Origin of the sequence: Moraxella sp. CTOTU47724 (assembly GCF_032014955.1) — a bacterium.
GTDB classification, from domain to species: domain Bacteria; phylum Pseudomonadota; class Gammaproteobacteria; order Pseudomonadales; family Moraxellaceae; genus Faucicola; species Faucicola tetraodonis.
In genome coordinates, this window is record NZ_DALZSV010000001.1 from 125,220 (window position 1) to 141,197 (window position 15,978).

Consider the following 15,978-nt stretch of genomic DNA (forward strand, 5'->3'; position numbering starts at 1 on the left):
AAAATTTAAGTTAAAGCTAGAGCGCTGGTCACGCGCTACCTTTAGCAATCCAATATCATCAAATTATGCTACACAATCGCTTATTGTGGGTCTGCCATGGTCGTTTTTAGTAGCGAAGTAATGTTCGCGGCTTTTGGTTTGACCAAATAGAACTTACGAACATAATGCTCAAAGTCGTCAAGAATGGTTTGACCCCATTGGCTACCTGTTTTTGCCACGTGTGTTTTGATAATCGACATCAAGTTGATACGGTGATTTTCTGTTTGCTCACTTGAGATACGATGCATATCGATAAGCTCATGGTTACAACGGTCAAAGAAATCGCCATCTAAGTCAAGCACGTAAGCAAAACCGCCTGTCATACCGGCACCGAAGTTTAGCCCTGTTTTACCCAACACCGTCACCACACCACCTGTCATGTATTCACAGCAGTGGTCGCCGGTACCTTCAACAACCGCAAAACAACCTGAATTACGAACCGCAAAACGTTCACCGGCAGTACCTGCTGCATATAGATGACCGCTTGTAGCACCATACAGACACGTGTTACCGATGATAGCAGTTTGCTGGCTAGCAAAAGTCGAGCCTTTTGGTGGGTAAATCACGATTTCACCCCCTGCCATGCCTTTACCTACGTAGTCGTTGGCATCCCCTTCAAGCTTAATGTTCAAGCCACCTGCATTCCACACACCTAAACTTTGACCCGCAGTGCCGGTTAAGTGTAAGTTAATTGGCGCGCTCGCCATACCATTGTTGCCATGCAGCGCAGCAATCTCCCCTGAGATACGCGCACCGATAGAACGGTCACAGTTGCCAATACGATAACTAAAGTCACCGCCTTTGGCTGATTTGATGGTATCCATCATATCGATAACCATTTGCTCAGCGAGCAAGCCTTTGTCAAATGGCTCATTGCGCTCAACTTGGCAGGTTTGTGGTTTGCCATCGCCTTTGCTATGGGTAAATAATAGCGGCGCTAAGTTTAGGTGTTGTTGCTTGTTGGTGCTGCCTGACATGACTGATAGCAAGTCGGTACGACCCACAAGCTCTTCCATTGAGCGTACGCCCAATGCCGCCAACCATTCACGGGTTTCTTGTGCCACAAATCTAAAGAAATTAATCAGCATGTCAGCTTCACCGATGAAATGCTCATCGCGCAGTTCTGATTTTTGCGTTGCCACACCCGTTGGACAGTTATTTAGGTGACAGATACGCAAGTATTTACAGCCCACGGCAATCATTGGCGTGGTACCAAAACCGAAGCTTTCCGCCCCCAATATTGCCGCTTTGACTACGTCTAAACCCGTTTTTAGACCACCATCTGTCTGCACGCGCACTTTATGACGTAAACCGTTGACACGAAGCGATTGGTGTGCTTCAGATAAACCTAGTTCCCAAGGCGAGCCTGCATAGTGAATTGATGATAAAGGAGACGCTGCGGTACCACCATCATACCCTGAAATGGTAATCAAATCGGCATACGCTTTTGCCACACCCGTTGCAATAGTACCTACACCTGGGCGTGACACCAATTTCACTGACACAAGCGCGTTTGGATTGACTTGTTTTAAGTCAAAAATTAGCTGCGCCAAGTCTTCAATCGAATAGATATCATGATGCGGTGGCGGTGAAATCAAGGTCACACCTGGCACTGAGTAACGCAAACGCGCAATTAAGCTATTTACTTTACCACCGGGTAACTGACCGCCTTCACCGGGTTTTGCCCCCTGCGCGATTTTAATCTGCATGACTTCGGCAGAACGCAAGTAAGCGGGTGTGACCCCAAAACGACCTGAGGCGACTTGTTTAATTTTTGAGTTACGAATCGTGCCATAACGTGTGGGATCTTCACCGCCCTCACCCGAGTTTGAACGTCCGCCAATCGTGTTCATCGCGGTTGCAATCGCCTCGTGTGCTTCTGGTGACAAGGCGCCTAATGACATACCTGCTGAGTCAAAGCGTTTTAGGATTTGTTCAATGGGCTCAACGTCATCAACACTGATGGATTTACTAGTATCTAACTGCAGCAAATCACGTAACGTCGCGACAGGACGGCTGTTGACAATCGACGCATATTCTTTGTAGTTGTCGTAATCGCCCGTGCGTACCGCTTTATGTAGCGCTTGAATCACATCTGGGTTAAAGGCATGGTATTCTTTGTTAAAGACGAATTTTAACAAGCCACCTTGGTCAAGCGGTACACGTTTGGTAAAGGCATTTTTTGCCAAGATTTGTTGGTCAATCGCCAAATCTTCAAACGTGGCACCTGAGATACGGCTTTCAACCCCAGTAAAGCAAAGCTCAACCACTTCTTCTGATAAACCCACGGCTTCAAACAATTGCGCGCCGCGATAAGAAGAGACGGTCGAAATACCCATCTTTGATAGGATTTTTAATAAGCCTTTATCTAAGCTTTTGCGGAAGTTATTTTTGGCGTACAACGGGTCGCCAAGCAAGTCGCCTTTATCGACCAAGTCTGCAATCACATTGTAAGCCAAGTAGGGATAAACCGCGGTAGCCCCAAACCCTAACAAGACCGCTAATTGGTGCGAATCACGTACCAAACCTGTTTCGATGATTAAGTTGGCATCTGCGCGTAAACCCACATTAATCAAGTGATGATGCACCGCACCCGTCACCATAATGGCATTGGCAGGTACTTTACCTTTTTCAATATTGCGGTCAGATAATACAATCAATACTTTACCTGCGCGTACCGCTTGTGCAGCTTGCTCACAGATGTGTTTGATGGCATCATCTAATGGCATTGATTCATCATAATTTAAATCAATGGTTTCAATTTCAAAACCTGGTTTTGTGACGCTGCGTAGTTGCATCATTTTGCTCGATGACAACACAGGCGATGACAACACGATACGGTTAGCGTGGTCTGGGGTGGGTTCAAAAATATTTTTTTCGCTACCCAAACAAGTTTCCAGTGACATGACAATCGCTTCGCGCAGAGGATCGATTGGTGGGTTGGTAACCTGAGCAAATTGTTGACGGAAGAAATCAGCCACGTGACGAACTTGTTTTGACAGTACCGCCATCGGGGTATCATCCCCCATTGAACCAACGGCTTCTTGACCGTTTTCGGCTGAAGGACGGATGATTTCTGTGCGTTCTTCATTGGTGATATGAAACATTTTTTGCAGTGCTAACAGGTTCTCGCCTGTTTCACGTTGCTCGTAAGCTTTTTCTTCTAGCTGTTCATCATCCCGTAGACGTACCGCATTTTCCCGTAACCATAGGCGATATGGGTGGGCTTTTTTCAGCTGACGACCCACTGCTTTGGTGTCCATGATGTTACCAGTTTCAGTGTCAATTACTAGCATTTGCCCCGGTCCGACGCGACCTTTAGCAATCACGTCTTCAGGTTGATAATCCCAAGTGCCGATTTCTGAAGCCACGGTGATATAGCCATTTTTGGTAGTCACCCAACGTGATGGACGCAAACCATTGCGGTCAAGCATACAAACCGCATAGCGACCATCTTGGATGACTAGACCGGCTGGACCATCCCACGCTTCCATGTGCTGTGAGTAAAACTCATAAAACGCGCGTAAATCCATGTCCATCGTGTCAACATTTTGCCATGCTGGCGGCACAAGGATAGAAAGCGCACGGAATAAATCCATGCCCCCTGACACCAGCACTTCAAGCATATTATCTAAGCTTGATGAGTCAGAGCCCACACGGTTGACGAGTGGCTGTAATTGTTGCAGCTCTGGAATCAAATCGGTGACAAATTTTGGCGTACGAGCGACTGCCCAGTCACGGTTGCCATCAATCGTGTTTAATTCACCATTGTGGGCAAGATAGCGAAAAGGCTGTGCTAATGGCCATCTTGGCAGGGTATTGGTTGAGAAACGTTGATGGAATACCACAATGTGTGACGCCAAACGTTCGTCTTGCAAATCCAAGAAGAACGCGGGCAAATCAGCAGGCATGACCAAGCCTTTATAGATAACCACTTGTGAGGTCAATGAAGTCACATAAAATAACGGATCATCTTTCAGCGCGATTTCTGCTTTGCGGCGTGCAACGAATAATTTACGGTTAAAGGTTGCCTCGTCCATATTGATTGGGCAATTGACTAAAATTTGTTTAAAGCCTGGGAGTGATTCACGGGCAATGTCACCCACGATACTTAAATCAACCGGCACATCACGCCAGCCAGCGACTAGCAAACCTTGTGCTTCAATCGCTTGGCTTAATGTATCTTGGCTATGCTGTGCTAATGCTTTGTCAAGGTTAACAAATACCGTGCCGACGGCAAAAATTTCGTTTAGGGTAAAGCCATTGTCTGAAGCGATTTTTTTAAAAAATACTTTGGGCGTCGCAATCAATAGACCACAACCATCGCCTGTCTTACCATCGGCTGCCACGCCACCGCGGTGGGTCATACAGCTTAAACTATGAATCGCTGTTTGCACTAAGTCATGACTAGCTTCACCATGGGTATGCGCAATCAAACCAAACCCACAGTTGTCTTTGAACACATCGGGTTGGTAAAGATTATGCTGATCTGAATACTGATTTAAAGACATAAGCGTGTTCCCTTAACAAGCTGGTAGCAAAGAAATGGGCATACTATAAATATGTGCAATGTTTGCTATTGAATCATAAAAGATTGGAATAGATAACCGTCATGTTTGTTATCTATATACACCATAAGAAATAAAAATGGCACCCTTCGTTATATTAACGAAAAAGGGTAAAAAAATCCACTGTTATTTGAACCCCAAAACCAACCAACCCGTCTAACCTCACTAGTTAGCTTGGGACTTCTGCTTGATTAACTCGCCCATGCTATCTTTTGAGGCTTCTTTGGATTTTGGCTTTTCTTCAGCCGGCTTGCTAGGGGTTTGTTTGGGTTTAACGTCAGCATTATCATTCTTGCTATTGATAACTTTTGGTTCTGAACGGGTGGTATTTGAGTCGTTACTGTTGCTTTCAGCAATCACTTTACCTTCTTGGATAGAAAGGGTCTCTTGCGGATTGACTGACTTTTCAATGCTAGTTTTTGGCGCTACGCGTTTTGGTTCTGCTGCTGTGGAAGTCGCAGTTTGTGGTTGCGGTTCAACTTTGGCTTTTGGTGCGGGCAATAATTTTGGTGTGGCGTTTAGCTTGACTTCCCGCGCGGCTGTCTTACCGACATCACGAAGTGGCGGCGCGACTTCATACTCATCCATTTGCGGGGCATACATTTTAAATTCTTCAGGAAATGCTTTGACCTCTTTTGGTAAATTAAAATTCACTACTTTTACCGCGCCAACCGCTTCTTGTACTGAGCCAAATACGCCATAGGTGACAACAAAGCGTTTTTGGTTATGGGCATCGACGATACGAAAATAATTAAATTTATCACGATCGTCACGGCTATTTAGGTAATCGGTGACCACTTCGTGCTCCACCACGTTCATGACTTGAACTGTCCATTTCCCATTATTGGCCTTGATAAAGCGACTGTCCTTAAATTCTTTGGGATAGTTACGCATATCACGAATCACCGCATCAAATTTGATGGGTCTCACTTCTTTATTAAGCTCTTCAGGTGTTTTTGCCAATAGTAGCGCGGTGGGATCTTGATTGAGATTGGCATTACTCGCCGCTTTCACCGCACTTTTGGCAGGCTTTACCGCAGAGGCAATCCACACCATGACTGTCAAGCCGCCTGCAATCGCCGCTAAAATCAGCCAAGTGGTCACTTTAAATGCCCATGAACGATACAGCGTAGATAAAGAATGCACCATAAAACAACCTTCTGTCCGAGGTAAGGTTAACGTCCGATAGGACGCTTTAACCCATCTATAAATTTATATCAATTAGGTTTGTTAGTCAAAGCCAGCACGTCTGTCAGTAACGCTGGATCGTACGCTGACGTCAATACCGCTTGTCCCAACTGTTCTAGTAATACTAGACGAATTTTGCCGGATTTGACTTTTTTATCATGACCCATCAAATCCAGTGCTGTGTCCACCTCAATGGCTGGCGGATGGGTGGGTAAATCAGCACGAGCGATTAAAGAGCTGGCTCTGTCAACATCATCCGCGCTAAGCCACCCTTGTTTTTGTGACAACTGCATCGCTTGAATCATGCCTACCGCGACTGCTTCACCATGCAGCCAATTGCCATAACCTTCATGCGTTTCAATCACATGACCAAAGGTATGACCAAAATTAAGTAGCGCACGTGTATTGGCTTCAAACTCATCTTGCGCCACAATATCCGCTTTATGCTGGCAAGAAATCAGTACCGCTTGGGCTAACAAATTCAAATCGAGCGCGCGTAACGATGTCATATGGGTTTCAAGCCAAGCCAAAAACGCCACATCGCCGATTAACGCGTATTTAATCACTTCCGCTAACCCTGCTGACAATTCACGCGCTGGCAAGGTTTTTAAGGTGGTCATATCTGCCAAAACAAGACGCGGCTGCCAAAACGCGCCAATCATATTTTTGCCCAAGCGATGATTGATGCCTGTTTTGCCGCCCACGCTAGAATCCACTTGCGATAACAACGTTGTGGGGATTTGGATAAAATCGACACCGCGCATAAAACTTGCTGCCGCAAAACCCACCATATCACCAATGACGCCACCACCAAGGGCAATCAGCGTACAGTCGCGGTTAAAGTGATTTTCCATCAACTGATCATAGATACTATCAATGCTTTGCTGGGTTTTATACTGCTCACCATCAGGTAAAATACAAGTCTTAATGATTTTATCGGCAGGCAGACGTGCGACGAGTTTATCAAGATATAAGGGTGCAACTGTCTCATTGGTGACAACCAATATTTGTTTGCCACCTATATAGTCAGCAAAATCAAAGGTTTCGATGAGGTTTTCCCCAATAAAAATGGGATAGTCGTGTGAACGTGTATGGACAATTAACTCACGGCGCATGGCATTATTCATATCAATGTTATCTTTTTGTCATCTAGCAGGTTGTCATCAATTAGCTTGTCATATCGAGAGTGCTACATTTAGACGGTTATATTGGCGTCTTGCAATTGCAGCAAAATATCATGCACCATTTTTTTTGGGGAACTGTGACCCGTAACAACGGTGATGTCAGCAAGCTGCTGATAAATTGGGTCACGTTTACAAAAAAGCTCGGTTAGCTTTTGCTTAGGATTGTCTATTTGTAATAACGGACGGTTGCGGTCACGACAAGTGCGTTCATACTGAATGTCAACTTCTGCCCGCAAATAAATGATTATACCACGTTTTAAAAAATGGTGATTTTCAGCGATAGTTACTGCCCCGCCGCCTGTGGCCAGTACGACATGATCGAGCTGGGTTAGTTTATCAAGCACACGTGTTTCGCGTTGACGAAACCCTACTTCGCCCTCTTTTTCAAAAATCCAGCTAATACTCGCGCCCGAGACGCGTTCTATTTCCTGATCACTGTCATAAAACGTAAACTCAAGTTGCTGCGCCAACAGTTTACCAATTGTCGTCTTACCCGCACCCATCGGACCAATCAAAATAATTAACGGCTTAGGTTGATTACACTCCATAAAAAAACCACAAATCACTCTATAATATATTGAAAACATTATACTGTGATTTGTGGCAATGCGCTATAAGACTATTTTGTTATGCAAAGCGTCTGTTGGGTTGTCAATTAATTGATACGACCCGTGTCATTCACCAATTTTGGGGTCACAAAAATCAATAATTCTTGCTTGTTATTTAATTTCACATCTCTTTTGAAAAAGCGATCAACATACGGTAAATCGCCTAAGAATGGAACTTTAGTAACCCCATTCGATGCAGTATTTTTAAATACACCGCCCAGTACGACTGTCTGACCATCATCCACTACAACATCAGTTTTAATAGAATCTAAATTTACAGCTAATTCACCCGTTGGGCTGGATGTAGGACTACCATTTTCAATATTTAGTGCCATCCCTATACGACCTTCAGGAGTAATATTTGGTGTAACTTCTAAAACGAGTGCAGCATCAATCCATTCAATAGCTGTTGCCCCACTAGAAGTATCCTTTTTGAAGGGTATTTTCGTCCCTGATAAAACTTTTGCAGTCTGTTTATCAGAGGTCAAAATTTTTGGACTGGAGATGACTTCACCCTTGTTATCTGCTTGCATGGCTGACAATTCTAAATCTAATAGTAAATCTGAAATGCTCAACAAGCCAAAGGCAATCGAGCCTGCAGGGTTAGCTGCACCTAGATTGACACTGAGGTTATTAGCGGCAGTGAGACCGCTATAGACTGGATAGGTAGTACCATCGGCATTTGTAGCCGTGGTATAAGTCTTAAGGTTATCAATGGTACTTAAATTACCACCCACCAGCAGGTTACGATTACTTGCCGCGCCTTGCGATAAAATGCCCCATTTCACCCCAATTTCTTTACTAAAGGTGTCTGTCGCACTCACAATGCGCGCTTCAATCATCACTTGTTTGACAGCGATATCGATTTTACTAATCAAATCACGAATGTTGCTGATGGTTTCAGCGGTGTCTTTAACAATCAAGGTATTGGTGCGGGTATCGATTGTGACTGTACCTCTGTCTGTTAACAGTGAGCTGCTGCCACTCGAACGATCGGATGTTGCTCTGCCTGCTTCAATCAATGTTCGTACATTTTCTGCTTTGGCATAGTTAAGTCGAATATATTCGGTACGCAGGGGGTCTAATACTTTTTTCTCTTGTTGCGCTTTTAACTCATCGGCTTCTTGTTTGGCAAGTTCTGCCGCGGGTGCCACCCAAATTACATTACCATTAACCCGTTTATCCAAATTTTTACTTTTTAGGATAATATCTAAAGCTTGATCCCAAGGCACGTTAATCAGACGCAAGGTAATATTACCACTGACGCTGTCACTGGCAACAATATTGGTATTGGTATGTTGTGCCAAAACTTCTAAAATCGTCCGCACGCTGACATCTTGAAACTCTAGTGATAAAGGCGCCCCACTATAGGTACGTTCTTCAAGGGTCGGCTCGCGCAGACGTTTGGGGGGATCGATATTGATATTTAGCTGATTACCTGTTTGAAAGGCTTTATAGTCATAATCGCCTGTCATGGCAACACGAATCACGCCATTGCGTCCTTGGTTGGTTGCGATAACATCACGCACCAAGCCATTACCTACGGTCATTTGTTTTTGTAGGCGACTTGGAATGGTGGCGCCTGTCAGACGAATGACCAACTCATCACCCATGCGCTGCACATCCACAGGGATACTGTCATTTACCAAATTGATGCTAATATTACCGCCGCCGTTCGAGGTGCCATTAAAATTAATCGCCGCTAGACCATCATAGTTATATTGTTGAACAACCGCGGCAGCAGGATTTAATAAAGGATTGACTTTGACTACCATGGTATTGGCGGGTGGGGCGACTTTTGGTGTTTGGGTCACGACGGCAACAGGTGGCGGCGTTTGCACGACCACAGGTGGCGGCGTGACAATCACAGGGGCAGGAACAGGTTCAGTCACGACGACAGCAGGCGCTACTACTGCGGGCTGACTCACAACGACGGGGGTAGTCACCACAGGTGTAACGATTGCGGGATTGGTAGCTACAGTGGTTACTGCAGGGGTGCTTCCCTTCGGCTGCATGGAGACAACAAGGCGATTATTGACCACACGCGTACTATAAGTCGCTTGATTTGACAGTTCAATAATCATACGTGTCATACTGTCATTGGTCAGCGTTGTGACATTGTTGACATAGCCTTTGTTATAAGTTTGCATCCGTGATGAAATTTGATTATTCACATTGGGAAAATCCAACACCAGTCGTGTGGGTGAAGCAAGCTCATAAGCTGTCGGCGTCACAGCAATATTAGCAAAGTCGACATTGAGTTCTGTTAACATAGCGCTCGGCGTGGTAACCGAGATATTTCTAATCGTATCAGCTGCAAACACGCTGCTAGATACTAACATCGCACTCATCGCTACCGCTAGCTTAGATGTTGAAGTTCGAAATGGATAGGCATTAAAATTCATTGAGTTATCCCTTTGTTTTATTGACTAACTGCGGCAACAATTGAGTTTGGTTTTTCGACATAGCCGACACGACTGTCTGGTATGATTTCAATTAAGTTAATTTGGGTTGGCGTAATCTCTGCAATACGCCCATCATTTTTACCCATATAATTACCCACTTTGACACTGGCAATGCCCCCATCTGGGCGTTGCACAAGACCATATACCTCGCCAGATGATGACACCATCGTACCTTTATAGGTAAGCTCATTCAACTCAAATTGTTCAAGCGGCTCTTTGAGTCGGGTCACATCGGGTCTGACCCCTTGCATTTGCTGTACTTGATTGGCTTGCAGCATTAAACTGGGCGGCATAAATGGGCTACGCAGCTGTGAAGCGCTGTAATTAAACTCTTGTACCACTTCAGGTGTCGGTGGTGGCTTTACCGGTTGCGCCGGCTTTTGACGGATGTCCTGCATTTGTTGCTCTGCCAAACCGACACGGTCGGTACAGCCAGATAAGAGGGCTAATAGCGCTAAGCAAATAGTGAGCGGTTTTTTATTTATTGCCATTATTTGCTTCCTTATTGTCAGACCCAGCTGGATTTTTTTGATTATCTTTTTGTGCCTTTTTCAATTCTTCTTCATTTAGCTCTTTTGAACGATAAGTTTTAACGTTCAAAACAAGATTGGTTTCTGGTAGCTTGTCTAGGCTAGGACTAGGGTTGGCAACTTCAAAGTCATGCAGTGTAATAATGCGAGGTAATTTAGCAAGCCCACTAATGAATGAGCCAAATTGGTGATAATCTCCTAAAGCGGCAATACGAATTGGCTGCTCAATAAAGAACTCTTGAGACACTTCAGGTTCAACTTTGATATCCTGAAATTTGACATTACTGCCCACACCAACCATATTTATCCCATCCACTAGGTCAGAAATACGGGTGTCTTTGGGTAATTGATTGAGCAGTTCTTTAAAATCAGACTGCATTTTTAATACTTGCGCTTGATATTCTTTTAAATGACGTGCTTTGGATTCTTTTTGGCGATATTGATCGAGCAAGGTTTGCTGCTCGGCTTCGGCAGCGGCAATCTCCTCACGTTTGGTACTAATCGGTAAAAACCAAGTTAAAAAGGCGATAACAGCGACCATAAATAGCAAGACGGTAACCTTAACAGGCACAGGCCAGCTACCATAATTATTTTGGTCTAGTGATTTAAAGCTCTCGGCGAAGGCTTTAACATCAAACGATTTTCTTGCGGTAATTTGAACAGGTTTTTTGACAAGTCTCGGTCTTTTTAGCGGATTGGTTAATTTCACCGTTATTTCTCCTTGCTCGCACTTGCCGCAACGCCACTCGCAGCGGTGGCACTGGCGACGTCGGTTTGCTTAACCATGGTTGTTACCACAAAAGTCACGTAATTGGCTTCTGGTAATGTTGCGCTGGTACTGCTAGCGCTGATGTTACCGGCAGCAGGCGTGGGTGTGGGGGCTTGATAAGCCACTGCATTGGGCTGCTGTATACTGACCACCGCAGATTTTTCTAACCACTGCGTCCCATCAAGACTGCGTATAAATGTTGAAATCACATTCGGGTTGTCGGCTTGACCGGTAAAGGTGATGGTATCAGCTTCTCGCTTCATGCTGGTTAAATACATTTGTGCGGGGATAATTCTGGCAATATCGTCCCAAATACGAACAGGGACAGGGCGACGACCTTGCAAGTCTTGAATCACTTTCATACGCGCAATGATATCATCACGCTGCTGCTCAAGGGTTTCGATTTCTTTTAACGCCTTGTCCAAATTAGCGTTTTCTTGTTTGATGCGTTCATTAGCAAGTTGCTGGTTTTCTAGGGTATTTTTATAGTAACTCCATGCTGCAAAGGCACCGAGTAACGATAAAAACAATACCGCAACCACTAAAGTCATAAACTCACGGTTTCTACGTTCACGAAGTTCTTGACGCCAAGGAAGTAAATTAATCTTTGCCATTAATCAAAACTCCGTAACGCCAAGCCACAAGCTGCTATTAAGCTTGGCGCATCCATAATCAGTAATTCAGTGTTGATATGGTTATTAATCGTCATATTTGAAAATGCATTGGCAATACCTGCGCGCGTACCAAGTTTTTGTTCAACCATGCTTGCTAGACCCGCAATGCTGGCACTACCCCCACCCAACAAAATATAGTCTACTTGGCTATTTTGGCTTGATGAAAAATAAAACTGCAGCGAGCGGGTGATTTGCTGCACAATGGCATCTAGAAATGGCATTAATACATCCGTATAGTAATCATCTGGCAATGACAAGGTGCGCTTATTAATCATCGCCTCCTCGAACGTTAAACCATAACGACTTTGAATACTTTCAGTTAACTGGGCGCCACCAAAAAGCTGCTCTCGGCTGTATACAAACTCCCCGTCTTTTGCAATATAAAGCGTGGTTTGGCTGTGCCCGATATCAATGAGAGCTACATGCTGAGGTTGACCTGGCAAGCTATCGACCATCAATTGAAAGGCGCGTTCAACTGCGTAAGCCTCTACGTCCACAATTTTAGTTTCCAGTCCCGCCAAAGCACCCGCATCGACACGCTGGTCGACGTTTTCAGTGCGAGAGGCAACTAACAATACCTTACACATATCAGGCGTGGCTGAAGGACCTATCACTTCAAAATCTAAATTAACTTCTGATAAAGGATAGGGAATATATTGGTCAGCATCTAGACGGATACGAGATTCTCTTTCAAGCTCTGTGAGATCCGTTTCCATCTCAATAATTTTGCTAATAACCGAAGACCCTGATACGGCTGTCGCGATATGTTTACTAGAAAAACTGCTACCGCGGGATAATCTTGCGAGGGCGTCACTGACCGCGTCAATATCTACAATATTTTTATCCACAACTGCACCGCGGGGTAACGGTTCAATGCCGTAATTTCTTAAATGAAATAGACCTTGCTGCCGTGTTATTTCAACCATTTTTATCGCAGTGGTGGTGATATCTACCCCAACGACTAGCTTGTTGTTTTTTGTAAATAACCTCACAAGTTTGTTCCTTGTATACTAAGTTCGGTAACGTGATTTTTACTACGCTACAATACTTTAGAAGCTTCAGAGATTCAACCATTAGTTATGACTAATTTATTAGGTGGCTTAAAAACAATATAAAAGCAAAATAGATTTTTCACAGAACTCAAATTTTTTTAGGTATAATGGGGCTTTATTTTGCTTTGAGCTAATGACTTTATGACCCAGTCGACTGCTGCTACCTTTACTTGGATGAAATTTTTACTCAATCTCTTGGTTGCAATTTTAGCGTTTCTTTTTATCTTGGTATTAGCTTTCCCCATCGGTTTTTATGGTATGGCGATGTATATATCACCTAGCCTGCCAAGCCTAGATGACCTTAAAAAAGCCAAGCTGTCAATGCCACTACAAATCTATACCGAGGACAACCAATTAATTGGTCAATACGGTAATGATATGTCTTTGCCAGTGAGTTATGAGCAAATTCCCAAAAATATGGTGAATGCTTTTTTAGCAGCCGAAGATTCGTCATTTTTTCAGCACAGTGGTATCAGTATTAAGGGCATTGGGCGCGCACTGACCGAAGCAGTGAGCGAGGATAGCCAAACAGGCGGGTCAACGATTACCCAGCAGGTTGCCAAAAATTATTTTTTATCCTCCGAACGTACCCTTAATCGTAAATTAACGGAGTTATTTTTAGCCCGTAAAATTGAAGAAAAGCTGTCTAAACAAGACATCATGACCTTATATGTTAATAAAATCTATTTGGGTCAAGGTGCGTATGGGATTAAAGCTGCCGCTAAGCAATATTATAGTAAATCATTAAATAACCTAACCATTGCAGAAATGGCAATGATTGCCGGTCTGCCAAAAGCGCCATCAAAATACAATCCTGTTGCCAACCCTGAGCGCGCCTTAGAGCGGCGTAACTGGATTTTGGGTCAGATGCTTAAAAATGGCGCGATTAGCCAAGCGCAACACGACGAAGCGGTTGCCGCACCCATTGGACTGCGCCTATACCAAGCAAAGCTTGATAAAAACTTACCGTATTTGGCGGAAATGACCCGTGCCTCATTGGTGGAGCAATATGGCGAAGCTGTCATCAATTCGGGCTGGCGTGTGAAACTTACCATTAATAGTGAAGCACAAGAAATTGCAGAAAACGCCATTAAACGCGGTCTATTTGCCTATGATCGCCGCCACGGTTGGCGTGGCGCCCCTGCTAATACAAAAGATAAAGAAAAACTTGGCAAGCTTGCCAATTTCCCGGTTATCCATTCTTTTTATCCGGTTGAAGTCACCAAAGTCTATCCTGGCAATGGCTTTGATGCGGTTATGAAAAACGGTACCCAGATTAAAGTGCCTTGGTCAAACATGCGCTGGGCGACGCTGCACTATCGCAATCCCAACTCAGCATTTATCTCAAACAACATCGTCAACCTGCATGATATTGTGTATGTCACATCAAATGCTGACAACACCAGCTGGAGCTTGGTGCAAATTCCAGCCGTTGAAGGTAGCCTAGTATCGGTCAATCCAGAAACTGGCGCGTTACTTGCGGTCGTTGGTGGCTTTGATTTTAATAAAAGTAAATTTAACCGCGCGATTCAAGGTTATCGCCAACCAGGCTCAACTATCAAGCCATTAGTCTATACCACTGCCCTAGAAAAAGGCTTTAGCCCAGATACCATGATATCTGATGATCCATTGACCGTCGGCTCATGGAAACCCAAGAACTCAGATGGTCGCAATTTGGGGATGATTCCACTGCGTAAAGGTTTATACCTATCACGTAACTTAGTATCGATTCGGGTACTACGTTCAGCGGGTATCTCTGATACACGTGAGCTACTCAATGAATTTGGGTTGGAAAAAGAACGCATGCCAAACACCTTATCATTGGCACTCGGTTCTGGTGAAGCGACCCCATTACAGATGGCTACGGGCTATGCGACCTTTGCCAACGGCGGTCACCGTATTCAACCTTATTTTATTCAGCAAATTTTTGACTACAACGGTAAGCTGCAATACCAAGCCAACCCAAAACAAGCCTGTGCAGTATGTTTTAACAATGATTTACAGCAAACCAATGAAGATAACTTAACTGCCTTCCAAGAACAACAAACTGCTTTGTTAAGTGGTCAAAGCAAAGACATGCAAGCAGGCGATAAAGCGACTGAAAAATCTGATTTATTCAACGCAAACCCACTGGCTAAAACCAACGAAAAAGACAGTTTAAACAAACAAGATAAGAAAAAACTTAGCAAAGAAGAAGCGGCATTAGAAGCCAGCACTCAGCAAATGCTAGCACGCCAAGCGTCCCTTGAAGCGCAACTATATGATGCCGGTCCCGACACTGATAAGCTAAAACCCATGCCTATTCAGTATATTCCAGCGCAGCAAGCGCCCCGTATTCTTTCTTCTAACGTGGCATTCCAAATGGCGAATATCTTACGTGATGTCATCCAGCGCGGTACCGCGGTTAAGGCACGGGCGTTAGGTCGCTCAGATTTGGGTGGCAAGACAGGTACTACCAATGATGCCAAAGATGCGTGGTTTGCCGGTATCAACCCCAGAATGGTGACGACAGTTTGGGTCGGTTTTGACCAACCCATCGGTATGGGTAAAAAAGAATTTGGTGGCGTGGCGGCGCTACCTATTTGGATGGATTTCACCTCTAAAATGCTCAAAGGTCAACCTGTGGAATGGGTGTCAGTGAATAATCGCGCCAAATCCAAAAAACAAGAGCAGGAAACCATTGAGCTTACTGACAATGGTACTAGACGCGTCGATAGCAAGGGCAATGAAATCACCCGTGATGACAGTAAACCCCCGCAAGCGGTTACCCGAAAACGCCCTGAGGAACAAGCATCTGTGCCGATGCCCACGATGGGTAACAATATCAACTACGCTCAATTAAATAGCAATAAACCACTAAACGAATGAGTCGTTAATAAAAAAGCTCGATTAATTATCGAG

Annotated in this window: 10 protein-coding genes; 1 reads left to right on the forward strand and 9 read right to left on the reverse strand. The window is 44.5% G+C overall.

All coding sequences use genetic code 11. The features are described 5' to 3' along the window. Positions 1–80: 80 nt before the first annotated feature. From gltB to RTR63_RS00630, 9 genes are all read right to left on the reverse strand, one after another. Positions 81–4,550 (reverse strand): glutamate synthase large subunit, encoded by a 4,470-nt coding sequence (gltB, locus tag RTR63_RS00590; RefSeq protein WP_312522095.1) that lies wholly within the window; start codon positions 4,548–4,550, stop codon positions 81–83. Between the two features lie 222 nt (positions 4,551–4,772). Further along, positions 4,773–5,756 carry a hypothetical protein gene (locus RTR63_RS00595; protein ID WP_312522097.1) on the reverse strand — a complete coding sequence of 328 codons (984 nt, stop codon included), beginning with the start codon at positions 5,754–5,756 and terminating at the stop codon, positions 4,773–4,775. A gap of 68 nt (positions 5,757–5,824) precedes the next feature. Next, positions 5,825–6,922 carry a 3-dehydroquinate synthase gene (aroB, locus tag RTR63_RS00600; RefSeq protein ID WP_312522099.1) on the reverse strand — a complete coding sequence of 366 codons (1,098 nt, stop codon included), beginning with the start codon at positions 6,920–6,922 and terminating at the stop codon, positions 5,825–5,827. 68 nt (positions 6,923–6,990) lie between these two features. Beyond that, the gene (locus RTR63_RS00605) at positions 6,991–7,527 is read right to left on the reverse strand and encodes a shikimate kinase (protein WP_312522101.1); all 537 of its coding nucleotides are present in this window, start codon (positions 7,525–7,527) and stop codon (positions 6,991–6,993) included. Between the two features lie 107 nt (positions 7,528–7,634). Next, on the reverse strand, positions 7,635–9,992 hold the full coding sequence (pilQ, locus tag RTR63_RS00610) for a type IV pilus secretin PilQ (protein WP_312522103.1): 2,358 nt from the start codon (positions 9,990–9,992) through the stop codon (positions 7,635–7,637). Positions 9,993–10,009: 17 nt separating this feature from the next. Next, positions 10,010–10,543 (reverse strand): pilus assembly protein PilP, encoded by a 534-nt coding sequence (locus RTR63_RS00615; RefSeq protein WP_312522105.1) that lies wholly within the window; start codon positions 10,541–10,543, stop codon positions 10,010–10,012. Next, positions 10,530–11,291: a type IV pilus inner membrane component PilO gene (locus tag RTR63_RS00620; RefSeq protein WP_409418173.1), complete on the reverse strand. Its 762-nt coding sequence runs from the start codon at positions 11,289–11,291 to the stop codon at positions 10,530–10,532. The genes RTR63_RS00615 and RTR63_RS00620 overlap by 14 nt, the downstream gene beginning before the upstream one ends. A gap of 2 nt (positions 11,292–11,293) precedes the next feature. Further along, complete coding sequence (locus RTR63_RS00625; protein WP_312522107.1) at positions 11,294–11,965, reverse strand: PilN domain-containing protein; 672 nt, start codon at positions 11,963–11,965, stop codon at positions 11,294–11,296. Beyond that, positions 11,965–13,017: a pilus assembly protein PilM gene (locus RTR63_RS00630; protein ID WP_312522109.1), complete on the reverse strand. Its 1,053-nt coding sequence runs from the start codon at positions 13,015–13,017 to the stop codon at positions 11,965–11,967. Before RTR63_RS00630 ends, RTR63_RS00625 begins: the two co-directional genes overlap by 1 nt. Positions 13,018–13,218: 201 nt before the next feature. Between RTR63_RS00630 and RTR63_RS00635 the strand changes: the two genes are divergently transcribed. Continuing rightward, positions 13,219–15,945: a penicillin-binding protein 1A gene (locus RTR63_RS00635; RefSeq protein ID WP_312522111.1), complete on the forward strand. Its 2,727-nt coding sequence runs from the start codon at positions 13,219–13,221 to the stop codon at positions 15,943–15,945. Positions 15,946–15,978: the final 33 nt, after the last annotated feature.

Excerpts from the sequence above, each read along its gene's own strand:
- gltB (WP_312522095.1), bottom strand. The coding sequence starts at position 4,550 with ATGTCTTTAAATCAGTATTCAGATCAGCATAATCTTTACCAACCCGAT.
- RTR63_RS00595 (WP_312522097.1), bottom strand. The coding sequence starts at position 5,756 with ATGGTGCATTCTTTATCTACGCTGTATCGTTCATGGGCATTTAAAGTG.
- aroB (WP_312522099.1), bottom strand. The coding sequence starts at position 6,922 with ATGAATAATGCCATGCGCCGTGAGTTAATTGTCCATACACGTTCACAC.
- RTR63_RS00605 (WP_312522101.1), bottom strand. The coding sequence starts at position 7,527 with ATGGAGTGTAATCAACCTAAGCCGTTAATTATTTTGATTGGTCCGATG.
- pilQ (WP_312522103.1), bottom strand. The coding sequence starts at position 9,992 with ATGAATTTTAATGCCTATCCATTTCGAACTTCAACATCTAAGCTAGCG.
- RTR63_RS00615 (WP_312522105.1), bottom strand. The coding sequence starts at position 10,543 with ATGGCAATAAATAAAAAACCGCTCACTATTTGCTTAGCGCTATTAGCC.
- RTR63_RS00625 (WP_312522107.1), bottom strand. The coding sequence starts at position 11,965 with ATGGCAAAGATTAATTTACTTCCTTGGCGTCAAGAACTTCGTGAACGT.
- RTR63_RS00635 (WP_312522111.1), top strand. The coding sequence starts at position 13,219 with ATGACCCAGTCGACTGCTGCTACCTTTACTTGGATGAAATTTTTACTC.